12 protein-coding genes are annotated in these 14,171 nt (G+C 61.0%); all 12 read right to left on the bottom strand.

Annotated elements, in window-relative coordinates:
- Positions 1 to 76: 76 nt before the first annotated feature.
- Complete coding sequence (gene ahpF, locus BUE38_RS11005; protein ID WP_073435257.1) at positions 77 to 1,633, bottom strand: alkyl hydroperoxide reductase subunit F; 1,557 nt, start codon at positions 1,631 to 1,633, stop codon at positions 77 to 79.
- A 204-nt stretch (positions 1,634 to 1,837) separates the two neighbouring features.
- Positions 1,838 to 2,401, bottom strand: a complete 564-nt coding sequence (gene ahpC, locus BUE38_RS11000; protein ID WP_073435256.1) for an alkyl hydroperoxide reductase subunit C — start codon at positions 2,399 to 2,401, stop codon at positions 1,838 to 1,840.
- Positions 2,402 to 2,604: 203 nt separating this feature from the next.
- Positions 2,605 to 3,306, bottom strand: a complete 702-nt coding sequence (locus BUE38_RS10995; RefSeq protein WP_073435255.1) for an RNA polymerase sigma factor FliA — start codon at positions 3,304 to 3,306, stop codon at positions 2,605 to 2,607.
- A 24-nt stretch (positions 3,307 to 3,330) separates the two neighbouring features.
- Entirely contained in the window at positions 3,331 to 3,738 is a 408-nt protein-coding gene (locus tag BUE38_RS10990) for a flagellar protein FlhE (protein ID WP_073435254.1), read from the bottom strand.
- Positions 3,735 to 5,819: a flagellar biosynthesis protein FlhA gene (gene flhA / locus BUE38_RS10985; protein ID WP_073435253.1), complete on the bottom strand. Its 2,085-nt coding sequence runs from the start codon at positions 5,817 to 5,819 to the stop codon at positions 3,735 to 3,737. The genes BUE38_RS10990 and flhA overlap by 4 nt, the downstream gene beginning before the upstream one ends.
- A 73-nt stretch (positions 5,820 to 5,892) precedes the next feature.
- On the bottom strand, positions 5,893 to 7,053 hold the full coding sequence (gene flhB, locus BUE38_RS10980) for a flagellar biosynthesis protein FlhB (protein WP_073435252.1): 1,161 nt from the start codon (positions 7,051 to 7,053) through the stop codon (positions 5,893 to 5,895).
- A gap of 152 nt (positions 7,054 to 7,205) precedes the next feature.
- Positions 7,206 to 7,868 (bottom strand): protein phosphatase CheZ, encoded by a 663-nt coding sequence (gene cheZ / locus BUE38_RS10975; RefSeq protein ID WP_073435251.1) that lies wholly within the window; start codon positions 7,866 to 7,868, stop codon positions 7,206 to 7,208.
- A 28-nt stretch (positions 7,869 to 7,896) separates the two neighbouring features.
- A complete protein-coding gene (gene cheY / locus BUE38_RS10970; protein ID WP_073435250.1) occupies positions 7,897 to 8,286 on the bottom strand; it encodes a chemotaxis response regulator CheY in 390 nt (129 codons plus the stop codon).
- A gap of 52 nt (positions 8,287 to 8,338) precedes the next feature.
- Positions 8,339 to 10,018: a methyl-accepting chemotaxis protein gene (locus tag BUE38_RS10965; protein WP_073435249.1), complete on the bottom strand. Its 1,680-nt coding sequence runs from the start codon at positions 10,016 to 10,018 to the stop codon at positions 8,339 to 8,341.
- A gap of 52 nt (positions 10,019 to 10,070) precedes the next feature.
- Positions 10,071 to 11,129, bottom strand: a complete 1,059-nt coding sequence (locus BUE38_RS10960; RefSeq protein ID WP_073435248.1) for a protein-glutamate methylesterase/protein-glutamine glutaminase — start codon at positions 11,127 to 11,129, stop codon at positions 10,071 to 10,073.
- Positions 11,130 to 11,368: 239 nt separating this feature from the next.
- The gene (locus BUE38_RS10955) at positions 11,369 to 12,187 is read right to left on the bottom strand and encodes a CheR family methyltransferase (protein WP_073435441.1); all 819 of its coding nucleotides are present in this window, start codon (positions 12,185 to 12,187) and stop codon (positions 11,369 to 11,371) included.
- Positions 12,188 to 12,323: 136 nt separating this feature from the next.
- Positions 12,324 to 14,033 (bottom strand): methyl-accepting chemotaxis protein, encoded by a 1,710-nt coding sequence (locus BUE38_RS10950; protein WP_084541884.1) that lies wholly within the window; start codon positions 14,031 to 14,033, stop codon positions 12,324 to 12,326.
- Between the last annotated feature and the right edge of the window lie 138 nt (positions 14,034 to 14,171).

Genomic DNA, 14,171 nt, shown 5'->3' with positions numbered 1-14,171 from the left:
TGGCGCCAGCCGAGGCTGGGAAAGTTCCTCGGTGACGCCGTCAGGGAGCGACATGGCAGTCGCTGGGGTAGAACAGTTACTGACGAATCAGATAATCGAAGGCGCCCAGGGCGGCGGTGGCACCACTGCCTACGGCGATCACGATCTGCTTGTAGGGAACGGTGGTGACATCACCGGCGGCGAAGACGCCAGGGACCGAGGTCATGCCACGGGCATCGGTGATGATCTCGCCGCGCTCGGACAGCTCCACCGGTGAGTCCTTGAGCCACTCGGTGTTGGGCACCAGGCCGATCTGTACGAAGACGCCTTCCAGAGCGACCTGTTTGATCTCGCCACTGGCGCGTTCCTCGTAGCTCAGGCCATTGACTCGGTTGCCGTCACCGTTGATCTCGGTGGTACGAGCGCCCTTGATGATGTCGACATTGGGCAGACTCTCCAGTTTCTTCTGCAGCACTGCATCGGCACGCAGCTCGTCCATGAACTCGAACAGAGTCACGTGAGCGACGATACCGGCGAGGTCGATGGCTGCCTCGACTCCGGAATTGCCGCCACCGATCACCGCCACATGCTTGCCCTTGAACAGCGGGCCGTCGCAGTGGGGGCAGTAGGCTACACCCTTGTTGCGGTATTCGGCCTCACCAGGCACGTTCATTTCGCGCCAGCGGGCACCCGTGGCCAGCACCAGCGTCTGCGACTTGAGACTGGCGCCGGACGCGAAGCGGACTTCGTGCTCACCGCCGGGGACACTGGCCGGTACCAGTTCAACGGCGCGCTGCAGATTCATGATGTCGACGTCGTACTGCTTGACGTGCTCTTCCAGGGCGGTGGCCAGCTTCGGGCCTTCCGTCTCCTGCACCGAGATGAAGTTCTCGATGGCCATGGTATCGAGGACCTGTCCGCCGAAGCGTTCGGCGGCGACACCAGTGCGAATGCCTTTACGGGCGGCGTAGATGGCTGTTGCAGCGCCTGCCGGGCCGCCACCGATGGTCAGTACATCGAAGGCGTCCCTTGCCGAGATCTTCTCGGCTTCGCGCTTCTCGGCGCCGGTATCGACTTTCGCCAGAATCTGCTCGAGGCTCATGCGGCCCTGATCGAAGGGCTTGCCGTTGAGATAGACGCTGGGCACCGACATGACTTCACGGGCCTCGACCTCGTCCTGGAACAGGGCACCATCAATGGCGTCATGGGAGATGCGCGGATTGAACAGCGCCATCAAGTTGAGCGCCTGCACCACGTCCGGGCAGTTCTGGCACGACAGCGAGTAATAGGTCTCGAAGTGCATATCGGCATCGAGTGCCTTGATCTGCTCGATGACCTCGGCACTGGCCTTCGGCGGATGACCGCCAACCTGCAGCAGTGCCAGCACCAGAGAGGTGAACTCATGGCCGAGCGGAATACCGGCGAAGACGATACCGGTCGCCGCACCGTCACGATGCAGCGCAAAGGACGGAACGCGTTGGTCGGTGCCAGCGGTGGACAGGGTGATGTTGTCCGACAGCGCGGCGATGTCGCTCAGCAGGCCATGCAGTTCGCGGGACTTGTCGCCGTCATCGAGAGTGGCGACCAGCTCAAACGGTTGCGTGACCTTTTCCAGATAGGCTTTCAGCTGTGTCTTGAGTGAGTCGTCGAGCATGACGGCGTCAATCCTTGAATAGGGTGGTGTAAATTGGATCCTGGGCACACCAGGACCTGCGCCGAGGCTGTCGGCGTTAAACGTCAGCGGCGTGAAACATCAGGTCACGGTACGGGGCGATTCAGGAATCCCACCGCGGCAGCGGCGCTGCCGCGGTGGGCCGTCGTGCAGTAGTGGTTACCGCATCAACGAGAAACGGCTGACTTAGATCTTGCCAACCAGGTCCAGAGACGGTGCGAGAGTCTCTTCGCCTTCCTTCCACTTGGCCGGGCACACTTCGTTCGGGTTGGCTGCGACGTACTGGGCTGCCTTGACCTTGCGCAGCAGCTCTTCGGCGTTACGGCCGATGTTGCCGGCGTTGATCTCGACGATCTGGATCTTGCCTTCCGGGTCGATGACGAAGGTGCCACGCTCGGCGAGGCCAGCTTCCTCGATCAGCACTTCGAAGTTACGTGAGATCTGCAGGGTCGGGTCAGCCAGCATCGGATACTGCAGCTTGCCGATGGTCTCGGAGCTGTCGTGCCATGCCTTGTGAGTGAAGTGGGTGTCGGTGGAAACGCTGTAGATCTCGACCCCCAGCTTCTGGAATTCTTCGTAGTTGTCGGCCAGGTCACCCAGCTCGGTGGGGCAGACAAAAGTGAAGTCGGCCGGGTAGAAGAAGAAGATGTTCCACTTGCCCTTGAGGCTCTCTTCAGTAACGTCCACGAACTCGCCGTTATGGAAGGCGGTGGCGTTGAACGGTTTGACTTCAGTGTTGATCAGGGACATTCCCATCTCCTTGTTGATGCAGGGGATTCAAGTTCGCACCCATGAGCGTCTTGCAATGGCGTGCTGTGAAGACGGGAGCCAGAATACCGACGTTGGTCTTATAGGATAAATTGAATGAAGTCATCATGGTGATACGGCTTGCCTATCATCCACCCGGCAAGCCCTTCGCCCTGTGCCTGTGGATGCCCCTGCATCACTGTGCCTCAGTGTTCGGACAACCAGCCCCTCAAGCGGCTGACCGCTTGGCTGTGCAACTGACACACCCGTGATTCACTGACGCCAAGCACGGCCCCGATCTCCTTGAGATTGAGCTCTTCCTGATAGTAGAGCGCCATCAACAGTTTCTCGCGCTCGGGCAGCTCGGCGATGGCCTCGACCAGCGACTCGCGGCGTTCATCCTGGATCAGTTCGGCGAGGGGAGTGGCACTGACATGCTCCGAGAAGTGATGCTCCCCGCCCTCCGCCAGCAGCTCTTCGAAGGGCATCAACAGGCCGTTGTTGATATCACCCAGTAGCTGGCGATAGGTGACTGCGTCCATGTCCAGTGCTGCAGCAATCTCGTGTTCCTCCGCCGGTCGGCCCAGCTGTTGTTGCAGTTCGCGGGTCGCTTCGTCCACGGCACGTGCCTGACGGCGCACGCTACGTGGCAACCAGTCACGACTGCGCAACTCGTCGAGCATGGCGCCGCGCACCCGCTGACTAGCGAAAGTGGCAAGCTGTGTCCCCTGGCTGGCGTCATAGCGCCCCAGCGCCTCGATCAACCCGACCATGCCTGCCTGGATCAGATCATCGGTATCGACACCAGCGGGCAGGCGCACCTGCAATGCCAGTGCCTGGCGCCGGACCATCGGCAGATAGGCCTCGATCTGTGAATGTTGCTCCAGCTTACCTTGTGCTGTGTACATGGTGTTTCCCTCACCGGGTGGCTGTCAGCGGTGATTGACGATCAGGCTCATGGAATCGACGACCACAGGTTGCTGACCATCGGCGAGCCGAAAACGAAACGTAAAGGGACCACTGGCCGGCAGGCCGGCGAAATAGCGGCTGGTACCCCGTGCCAGGTCAAGGCGCAGGCAGCGATCCTGTAGGCACAGGCGGGCCGTCATGCGCGACCCCGGCGGCGACCGATACTGCCAACTGACGCTGTCGATGATGCCGCGCTGGCCGCTGGGAGCAGTCATCTCCGCTGACTGGCGGTCCACCTGGCAGGAGGACACGTTGAGCCGAGGTACGTTGGCGACCCAGGAACCGGGCGCCGCCAGGCACTGGCTGGCACTCCCCAGGGTGATGGCACTCAGCAGGCCAGTCATCCAGAGGCGAAGAAAGGTGCGCTTCATGACGTCCCTCCTACCTGAGTGGTCACCCGCAGCATGCGATCATCGGGAATCTCGGCCTGGGACATCACCACAAGGTGCTGAAGGCGACGGCGCAGGAAGCGGGCCAGCAGCGGGCGCAGACTGTGCGTGACGACCAGTACCGGGGGTTCGCCGCTGCTCTCGTGACGCTGCAGCGCGCTTTCGGTGTGATTCATCAAGGTCTGGGCCAGGCCGGGCTCGAGTGCGCCACTACCGTTCATGGCCTGGTTGAGCACCTGCTCGAGCTGTGGCTCCAGCCCCATCACGTTGAGCGTCTCCTGGCCGGCGAACCACTGCTGGGTTATGGCGCGCCCCAGAGCGATGCGTACCAGGCTGGTCAGTTCCATTGGGTCCTGCTGTTGCGGAGCATGCTCGGCGAGGGTGTCGAGGATGGTACGCAGGTCGCGAATCGACACCTCCTCGTCGAGCAACTGCTGGAGAATGCGCGTGAAGGTGGTCAGCGGGATGGCTTTGGGCACCACTTCCTCGACCAGCGCCTTCTGCTCTTCGCCGAGCTTGTCGAGGAGCTTCTGCACCTCCTGACGACCCAGCATTTCTGGAGCATGGCGGTGCAGCAGGTGGTTGAGGTGGGTGGCCACCACGGTACTGGCATCGACCACGGTATAGCCGTACACCTGCGCCTGTTCGCGCAGGCTGGCGTCGATCCAGATGGCGGCCAGGCCGAACGCAGGGTCGCGGGTCGGCGTCCCGTCGAGCTCACCGGAGACGTGGCCGGGGTCGATGGCCAGCCAACGCCCTGGCCAGGCTTCGGCGCGTCCCACCTCGGCGCCCTTGAGGGTGACACGATAGGTGGTGGCATCGAGTTCAAGGTTGTCCCTGATATGCACCACCGGGGGCAGGAAGCCGACGTCCTGGGCAAACTTCTTGCGCACACTCTTGATCCGGCCCAGCAACTCGCCCTTTTCCCGAGCGTCGACCAGCGGAATCAGCCGGTGACCCACTTCCAGGCCGAGGGTATCGACCAACTGCACATCATCCCAGCTGGCCTCCGGTGTCTCGGGGGCGGTCTCCGGTGGGCGGGTCTCCTGCTCGGCCACCAGACGCCGTTCGGCGGTGCGGGTCATCCACCAGGCCAGGCCGCCCAGCAGGCCGGTGAACAATAGGAATACCAGGTTCGGCATGCCGGGGACCAGCCCGAGCAGGCCCATGACGCCTGCCGCCAGCAGCAGCACTCGGGGATTGGCAAACAGCTGGCCGATCATCTGTTGACCGACATCCTGTTCGGTATTGACGCGGGATACCGTGACGCCAGCGGCGGTGGAGATCACCAGTGCGGGGATCTGTGCCACCAGGCCATCACCGATGGCCAGCAGGATGTAGGTGCGTGCGGCATCGGAGAATGCCATGTCGTATTGCAGCAGGCCGATCATCAGGCCGCCCAGGATGTTGATCGCCATGATCACGAGGCCGGCCATGGCGTCTCCGCGCACGAACTTGCTGGCACCGTCCATGCTGCCGTAGAAATCCGCCTCCTGGGACACTTCGGCCCGACGTTTTCGGGCATCCTCCTCACCGATCATGCCGGCGTTGAGGTCGGCGTCGATGGCCATCTGCTTGCCGGGCATGGAGTCGAGCATGAAGCGGGCACCCACTTCTGCGATGCGACCGGCGCCCTTGGTGATGACCATGAAGTTGATGATGACCAGGATCAGGAACACCACCAGACCGACAGCGAAGTTGCCGCCGACAAGGAACTGGCCGAAGGCCTCGATGACCTTGCCTGCGGCATCACCACCTTCGTGACCATTCATCAGCACGACACGGGTTGAAGCCACATTGAGCGACAGGCGCAGCAGGGTAGTGAACAGCAGCACCGCCGGGAAGGCGGCAAAGTCCAGTGGCTTGCTGGTGAACATGCTGACCAGCAACACCATCACCGACAGTGCGATGTTGAAGGTAAAGAACAGGTCCAGTGCGAAGGGGGGCAGCGGCAGGATCATCATCGACAGGATCATGATGATCAGCAGCGGCCCGGCAAGTACCTTCATCGGTATTTCGGACATCCAGTCGCGCCGGGTCAGGTAGTGGCTCAGTGCCTTCATGGATACTCTCCCTGATCTTGCAGGGAAGGCGGTCGGTACACTGGGTCAGTGGTGACCGGCAGCTTCAGGATGATCATTGGGCAGTCCCTTGGTCGTTCGCTGCCGGTACAGCCAGGCTGTCCGGCACTTCAATGGCGTCAGGTGTCGGAGGTGGTGCGCTGCCTTCGCTGGCGGCGCGCTTGAGGCTGAATGCCCAGGCCAGCACCTCGGCGACGGCGTTGTAGAGATCGATCGGGATTTCCCGGTCCAGGTCAACATGTTGGTAGAGCGTGCGTGCCAGTGGTGGTGCCTCGAGCAGCGGTACTCCGGCTTCGCTGGCCACGTCACGGATGCGTGCAGCAACTGCATCGATGCCCTTGGCGACCACGCGTGGCGCGCCCATGTTGCCCTCGTTCCAGGCCAGAGCGACGGCAAAGTGAGTGGGGTTGGTGACGACCACATCGGCGCTGGGCACCTGGCTCATCATGCGGCCGCGGGCGATGGCCTGCTGCTGCTGGCGGATCCGTCCCTTGATGTGTGGATCACCCTCGGCTTCCTTGAACTCCTGCTTGACCTCCTCCTTGCTCATACGCAGCTTCTTCGCATGGCTCCATAGCTGATAAGGGACGTCGATCAGGATCACCACAATCAACGTCATTACCATCAGAGCGCAGGCGATGGCGATCAGCTCGAGCGCAGAGGTGAGGGCCGCTGGGACCGGCAGTTTCATCAGGCCGAGGGCCTCACCGCGATGCCGATAGAGAAAGTAGACGCCGACGCCACCGACCAGGCTGGCCTTGGCGATCGCCTTGGCCAGCTCCGCCAGCGCTTGGCTCGAAAACATGCGCTGCAGGCCCTTGAGCGGATTGAGCCTGGAGATCTGAGGCTTGAGAGACTTGCTGCTGAACAACCAGCCACCGAGCAGTGCCGGGGACAGCAGGGCGATCAGTGTCAGCAGGGCAAACAGCGGTATCAGGCTGAATAGCGAACGCTGCCCCAGCGACAGGGCCTGGGACAGCATGGGCATGGTTTCCATGGCCTCACGGCGCTCGAACAGGAAGGCCTGCTCCATCACACCGCCGAGTTGGTCATAGAGCAGGGCGCCAGTCGACCACAGCCCGACGACACCACCCAACAGCAAGGTGAAGGTAGCCAGTTCGCGAGAGCGCGCGACCTGGCCTTCCTCACGGGCCTTTTCCAGGCGCCGGGGGGAGGCGGGTTCGGTTTTTTCCTGGTCACTACTCTGTTCGGCCATGTCGGGTCATCGGGCACAGGAACTCATCACGGCTCATTGTGCGCGTGACCGACAGGGGTAAAGGGTGGAATAGGGCACGAAACCGGGGCCTATCTTCGAGACCCGGTTTCAGTGCACGATTTCAGTACCGCTGGTGTGGGTCGTGATGTACGTCAGAAACCCAACTCATCGAGCAGGTCGTCGACCTGGGCCTGGCTGGCGACCACATCTTCCGCTTCCTTGTGGATCTGTGGGCCGTTGAGCAGGCTTTCTTCGCGTTCGACACTGCGCCTGAGCGTATCGCGTGCCTCACCAGCTGGCACACTGTCGATCAGTACCTGAAGTAGTTGGGTCTCGATTTCCTGAATCACCTCCATCATCTTCTTGATCACCTGGCCGGTCAGGTCCTGAAAATCCTGGGCCATGAGAATCTCGAGCAGCTCCTTCTGCGTCGACTGGGTATGTTCCGGCACCATGGCCAGGTAGGCTCGGGTGTCACTGACCAGATCGCGGGCTTCACTCAATTCACAGGGGGCCTCGAACCACGCATCCCAGCGCTGCTGAAGGGCTGTCGCGTGCTCGTTGAGGCTGTCCTGAAGCGGCTGAGCCCGGTCGATGGCATTCATCGAGCGGTCCGCGGCCTGTTCGGTCATCGATACCACGTAGTTGAGGCGGTCCCTGGCATCGGGAATCGCCTCGGCGGCACGCTCGATCTCCTTGTCGAGGCCCAGTTCACGCATGCTGTCACGCAGCAGGCGAGTGACATGGCCGATGCGCTGAACCAGGTCATCGGTCTGGGCCGGCCGGTAGCTGTCGGCAGTCTGTGGTGATGTCATGCGAATCTCCTGCTGGCATCGCGCGTGATTACATGCCCAGTTTTTCGAAGATCTTGCCCATCTTCTCTTCCAGGGTCGCGGCGGTGAAAGGTTTGACCACATAGCCGTTGGCACCGGCCTGGGCGGCGGCGATGATGTTTTCCTTCTTGGCTTCAGCGGTCACCATCAGTACCGGCAGGGACTTGAGTGCATCATCGGCACGAATGATCTTGAGCATCTCCAGCCCGTCAAGGTTGGGCATGTTCCAGTCCGAGACCACGAAGTCGTATCCGCCCTCACGCAGACGTGTCAGGCCCTCCTGTCCGTCCTCGGCCTCTTCGACATTGTTGAAGCCGAGTTCCTTGAGCAGGCTGCGGACGATGCGGCGCATGGTGGGAAAGTCATCGACGACCAGGATGCGCATGTTCTTGTCGGCCATTGAGAGAAATCCTCTGGTTCGGGGTGGTTCGGGATGGTTCGTTGGGGGAGGCCTAGAAGGCCTCCCAGTCACATTCGCTTTCTGTGGCGTTGGCCTTGGCTTTAGCCCGAGCATGCTCAGTGTCGCTGGATGGGGTTCTGGCGGCTGTCGCGACAGCTGTAGGGGTGTGTGGTCTTGCCTGGGGCAGATGGGTCATGCCCGGCAACTTGAAGACGTTGGCATTGGCCTCGAGTGCCGCAGCCTCGGAAGCCAGGCCATCGGCCTCGCGAGCGATCTGCTGCACCATGGAAGCATTGAGCTGGGTGGCCTGGTCCATCTGTAGTACGGCCTGGCCGATCTGGGTGATGCCGTCGCTCTGTTCGCGGGAGGCTACGGCGATCTCATCGACGATGTCACTGACTCGACGTACCGAAGCCACGACCTCGCGCATGGTATCGCCCGCCTGGCGGGCCAGGGTGGCGCCATCTTCCACCTGGTTGGCGGATGTCTCGATCAAGGCCTTGATCTGACGTGCGGCTTCTGCGGAGCGGCTGGCCAGGCTGCGGACTTCTCCTGCCACCACCGCAAAGCCACGGCCCTGCTCGCCGGCACGGGCGGCCTCGACCGAGGCATTCAAGGCCAGAATGTTGGTCTGGAAGGCAATCGAGTCGATCATGCCGGTAATTTCGGCAATCTCGCGGGAACTTGAGCTGATACGTCCCATGGTGTCGACGACCTGACCGACCACTTCGCCACCCTTCTCGGCGGTGTGAGAGGCCTCGAGCGCCAGGTGTCTTGCCTGACCGGCATTGTCAGCGTTCTGTGAGACCGTGGTAGTGATCTCTTCCATGCTGGAGGCGGTTTCTTCCAGTGAGGCGGCCTGCTGTTCGGTGCGCGACGCCAGGTCGGTATTGCCGGTGGCAATCTCGCGGCTGGCATTGACGATCTGCACACTGCTGTTGCGTACGCCGCTGACGGTATTGGTCAGGCTGTTCTGCATGTCGCGCATGGCGCTGAACAGGCGGCTGAGCTCGTTACGCCCCTCGACCTTGATATCTGAGCTCAGGTCACATCGGGCGATGGTTTCCAGGGTGGATACCGACTGTTTCAGCGGTGTCACGATCAGACGACGGATACACAGATAGACGATGCTGTAACCCAGCAGAATGGTGATCAGTGCGACATATCTCAGCGTCGAGAAACTGGCGCTGGCGTTCTCGAATGACGTCATGAGGGCATCGCTGCGACGATTGCCATAGTCAGCGAAGTCACGCACGGTACGGTTGAGCTCGAGGATGTTCGGGGCCAGTTGATCACGCAGTTTGTCGTAACCTTCGACATCGCCTTTCTTCAATGCCTCCACCAGTAGTGGTGCCGATTGGGCGACAGGGTGGTAGGCCTCTTCGACAGCTTTCCCCAGGGCTATGCCATCTCCCAGGCGTTTTGATGCGACGAAGGTGCTGAAATGATGTTCGGACTGCTCGATGCGCTCTGCGGATTTCTCCAGGAATCTGGGTTCGCCGGTATCCCGATAGACTTCCATGTCGAACAGGGCGCTCGAGAATGCGGCACTGGTCAGATTGAGCTGGTTGAGCTGTTGTATGTTGACCGCATCGATCGATGCCATGGTCTGCTTGGCTTCGCCATTGGTCTTGGTGCCGACACCCACAATCGTGCCGGTGAGCACAATCAGGAACAGCAGCAGCGCTATGATCAGCGAGTGCACACTTACCTTGCGGAGTTGGTTGAACATGTGAACGATCCTTGTCAGTCACACCTGGCAAGCCAGGTCTGGTTCGAGAGAGCTATACGCGTTGGGCTCGCCCCGAGGCTGCAACCAGCGACATCAAGCGTGGCGCGATGTCATCCAATGCGGCCACTTCCATGGCCGCGTTCAATGCAATGGCTTCGCGGGGCATGCCGAAGACCACGCAACTCTGTTCGTCCTGTGCCAGTGTCGATGCACCGGCCTGACGCATTTCGAGCAGGCCCGCTGCACCATCCTTGCCCATCCCGGTCAGCAGTGCGGCGACCGCATTGCGCCCGGCACAGCGAGCAGCGGAATGGAACAGCACATCGACCGAGGGGCGATGGCGATTGACCGGTGGACCGTCGTGCAGGCGAGTGATGTAGTTGGCGCCACTTCTGGCCAGCTCCAGGTGATGATCACCTGGTGCGATATAGGCATGGCCAGGCAGCACGCGCTCGCCGTTCTCGGCTTCCTTGACAGTGATCCGACACAAGCGGTTGAGGCGCTCGGCAAAGGAGCGGGTGAAGCCGCCGGGCATATGCTGGGTGATGAGAATGGCCGGGCTATTGGCGGGCAGTGGTTCCAGCACCTGACGAATGGCTTCGGTACCACCGGTTGAAGCTCCGATGATGATCAGCTTCTCGCTGGACACCATGGGGGCGGTCAGGGTGGCGACAGGCGTGCTGGTACGAGGGCGTTGGCGGGGTCTTGAGCGTGCTGCGGCGCGGATGCGGCCGACGATTTCCTCGGCATAATCGAGCATGCCGTTGCGAATGCCCATTGACGGTTTGGCGATGAAATCGACGGCGCCCAGCTCCAGAGCGCGTAGCGTGATCTCGGAGCCCGCCTGGGTCAGCGACGAGACCATCAGCACCGGCATTGGACGCAGCCGCATCAGGCGCTCGAGAAAGTCGAGCCCATCCATCCGCGGCATCTCGACATCCAGCGTCAGTACATCCGGGTTGTGCTGCTTGATCAGGTCGCGGGCAATCAGGGGGTCCGGTGCCACCGCCACGACTTCCATATCCGGTTGGGCGTCGATCATCTCCTGGAGCAGGTTGCGGATCAGCGCCGAGTCATCGACACACAGCACCTTGATTCTGGACGTGCTCAATCGGTTCTCCTTGGCGACAGTAACACCACGAGTGGACGAAAAGGTCTGTAGAAGATATCGGCGGAGCGGGGGAAATCTTTAGCTGAGCTTCGGGCTTCGAGCTCCGAGTCGCGAGCAGTCCTGTGCAGGGTTGAATAAGCATTGCCAGCCTTTCACTGGCGACGTCGGTATCCGGCACTGCTCTCGGGAGCATGACTCAACTGCTCGTTGCTCGTTGCTCGTTGCCAGGGGATCGTTACTTACGGTTTTGCCAGTTGATACACTGTCTTGCCGCGCAGGCGGTATGAATTGCTCAGCCAGGCAAAGTTCTCGGAGTGACCGGCGAACAGCAGGCCGTCCGGCTGCAGAAAGGGCACAAAACGTTCGAGTATCTTCTGTTGGGTTGGCTTATCGAAATAGATCATGATGTTACGGCAGAAGATCGCATCGAAACGCCCCTTCAGTGGCCATTTGGGGGCAAGCAGGTTGAGCGGTTCGAACTGAACTCTGGCGGCCAGTTCTGGTTGGATTCGGGCCAGACCTTGCTGTTGTCCTCTGCCACGCAGAAAGTGACGGCGTACCAGGTCATCGTCGAGACGTCCGACCTGTTCGACGTCATAGACACCGCGCTGGGCGCTGTCGAGTGCATCGGTATCGATATCCGTCGCAATCACCTCGAAGCGATTGGCGGCTGCACCGCCCAGGGTATCGGCCAGGGTCATGGCGATGGACCAGGGTTCCTCACCGGTCGAGGCGGCCGAACTCCAGACCCGGATTCGTCCAGTACGCTGGCGGACATGCTCGGCGAGCAACGGAAAGTGATGGGCCTCACGAAAGAAGGCCGTGAGATTGGTGGTCAAGGCGTTGGTGAAGGCCTGCCACTCATCCGACTGTGGGTGGCGTTCGAGATACTCCAGGTAGTCAGCGAAACGTGTCATGCCGTAATGGCGTAGGCGCTTTGACAGACGGCTGTAGATCATTTCCCGCTTGTGCTCGGCCAACACAATGCCGGCACGCTGGTGAATCAGTGTGCGTACCCGGTTCAGGTCACGTTCCGTCAGTACCAGATCTCGGGCCATGTTGGCGATGGGGCTGTCGGCTCTGCTGATCGTTGTGCAGCTTGCTGTCGACTGGTTCAAGAGGAATCCCTTCTTCTGTCGGATGGCGGGGCCCGACATGGCCCCGCCCGGGTGACCTGGTGGTGGTCGAGAATCACTAGCGCCCGTAGGGCTCCCATTCCTCGTCACGATGCCCTTCGCGACTCACCGAACCCTGGTGCTTCATCTCGGTGGTCAGTGCCGGCATCCAGCGTGCCAGGCGTTCGTCCTGCTGTGCTGCCTCACCGCGGGACTGCTCGTGCTCGGCGATCCGGAAACGCCCCACGGTGGATGACAGCTGGCGGGCTTCTGCCTCCAGTTGCTGCGATGCCGATGCCGATTGCTGAACCAGGAGAGAGTTCTGCTGAGTCACCTGTTCCATCTGGGTCACGGCTTCGTTGATCTGCTGGATGCCATGGCTCTGTTCAACGGATGCCGAGGCAATCTCATCCATGATGTCGCTGACATTGGCCACGGCGCTGACCAGTTCCTTCATCACCTGACCGGCATCATCGACGCGCAGTGTGCCGGCCTCGACCTGTTTCAGAGAGGCGTCGATGAGTTCGCGTATCTCGCTGGCGGCATCGGAGGAGCGACTGGCCAGCTTGCGGACTTCCTCTGCCACTACCGCAAAGCCCCGGCCGTGCTCGCCGGCACGGGCTGCTTCCACGGAAGCGTTGAGGGCCAGAATGTTGGTCTGGAAGGCGATGGCATCGATGGTGCTGATGATGTCGGCAACATGGTGGGATCCGGTACGGATATCCTGCATCGTCTTGACCACATCACTGACAACTTCACCACCACGGCTGGCTGCGCTGCTGGCCTCGCGTGCCAGTTGGCTGGCCTGGCGCGCGTTGTCGGCGTTCTGGCTGACCGTGGAGGACAGCTCCTCCATGCTCGAAGCGGTTTCTTCCAGTGAAGCGGCCTGCTGTTCTGTACGTGCCGACAGGTCGCCATTGCCGGCAGCAATATGCTGGGATCCCTGATAGATCAAGTCACCGCTATTGCGGACTCCGCCAACCATGCCGACCAGACCGCTCTGCATCTTGCTCAGCGATGCGTAGAGGCGACCGATGCAGATGGGAATCAGAGCGTTCTTCTCGTGTTCGGGGATCCGGCGAGACAGGTCGCCCTGTTCAACCGCCCCGAAATAGGTGAGCAGACCGACCAGCGGGCGGGCGATGTTGACGAACATATCCCATAGCGCCACCGCGACGGTCAGCAGGGAAATGATCAGTACCGCCAATACAGTCCATTGCAATGTATTCGCACGCTCGAGGAAGTTGCTGTACAGGGCAGCGCCCTGCTGACTGGCGGTATCGAAGAAGTTGGTGGATGCCTTCTCGAAGTCGACGATCAGCTCACGCGTCTGGGGAGCATGGCTGGTGAAGGCGGGCGTATTGCTCTCGGCCAGGCGTTGCTGCTGGGGCAGTAGGCCGTCATCGAGAAGCGTCCGGAAGCTGTCGCGGATTGCATTGAGCTGCTCTGTCTGCGACGGCTGTGCGGGCAAGGCGAGGAAGCCGTCAATGAACTGCTCCAGGGAATCGATGTTCTTGTTGAGATCCGTGATGTCCGCGGCCAGCTCTCTGGGCTTGTCGGTCCAGTTGTCGGACAGCAGTCTCGCACGGATATCACGCATCTGGGACTGGATGAGCCACTGTTGAGAGAAGGCGCGGTTCAGCAGGGTGCGCTGGTCAACATTGACCTCGTTCAGTTCACGAATCGCGGATTGACTGAGCTTGGTCGTATAGAGACCGAGTCCACTCAAGATAACGACCAGGATGGTGAAGAGTCCAAGTACCATCGACCAGCGCATTTTTATGCTCATGCTACGGAATATGTTCACGGATCTGCCCTTTTCAAGTCATCATTGGAGAGTTCATGCGTTGCCAGAATGAAAGAATGTGATGCAGTGGCCCTCTGGTTTTTCTGGAGCCAGCTTCTCGAGGGTCAGGGACCTGTCGGC

Source organism: Halomonas cupida, from assembly GCF_900142755.1.
In the GTDB taxonomy this organism is placed as follows: domain Bacteria; phylum Pseudomonadota; class Gammaproteobacteria; order Pseudomonadales; family Halomonadaceae; genus Halomonas; species Halomonas cupida.
Note: the sequence above shows the minus strand (reverse complement) of the source record. Positions and strands in the feature narration are given on the sequence as shown.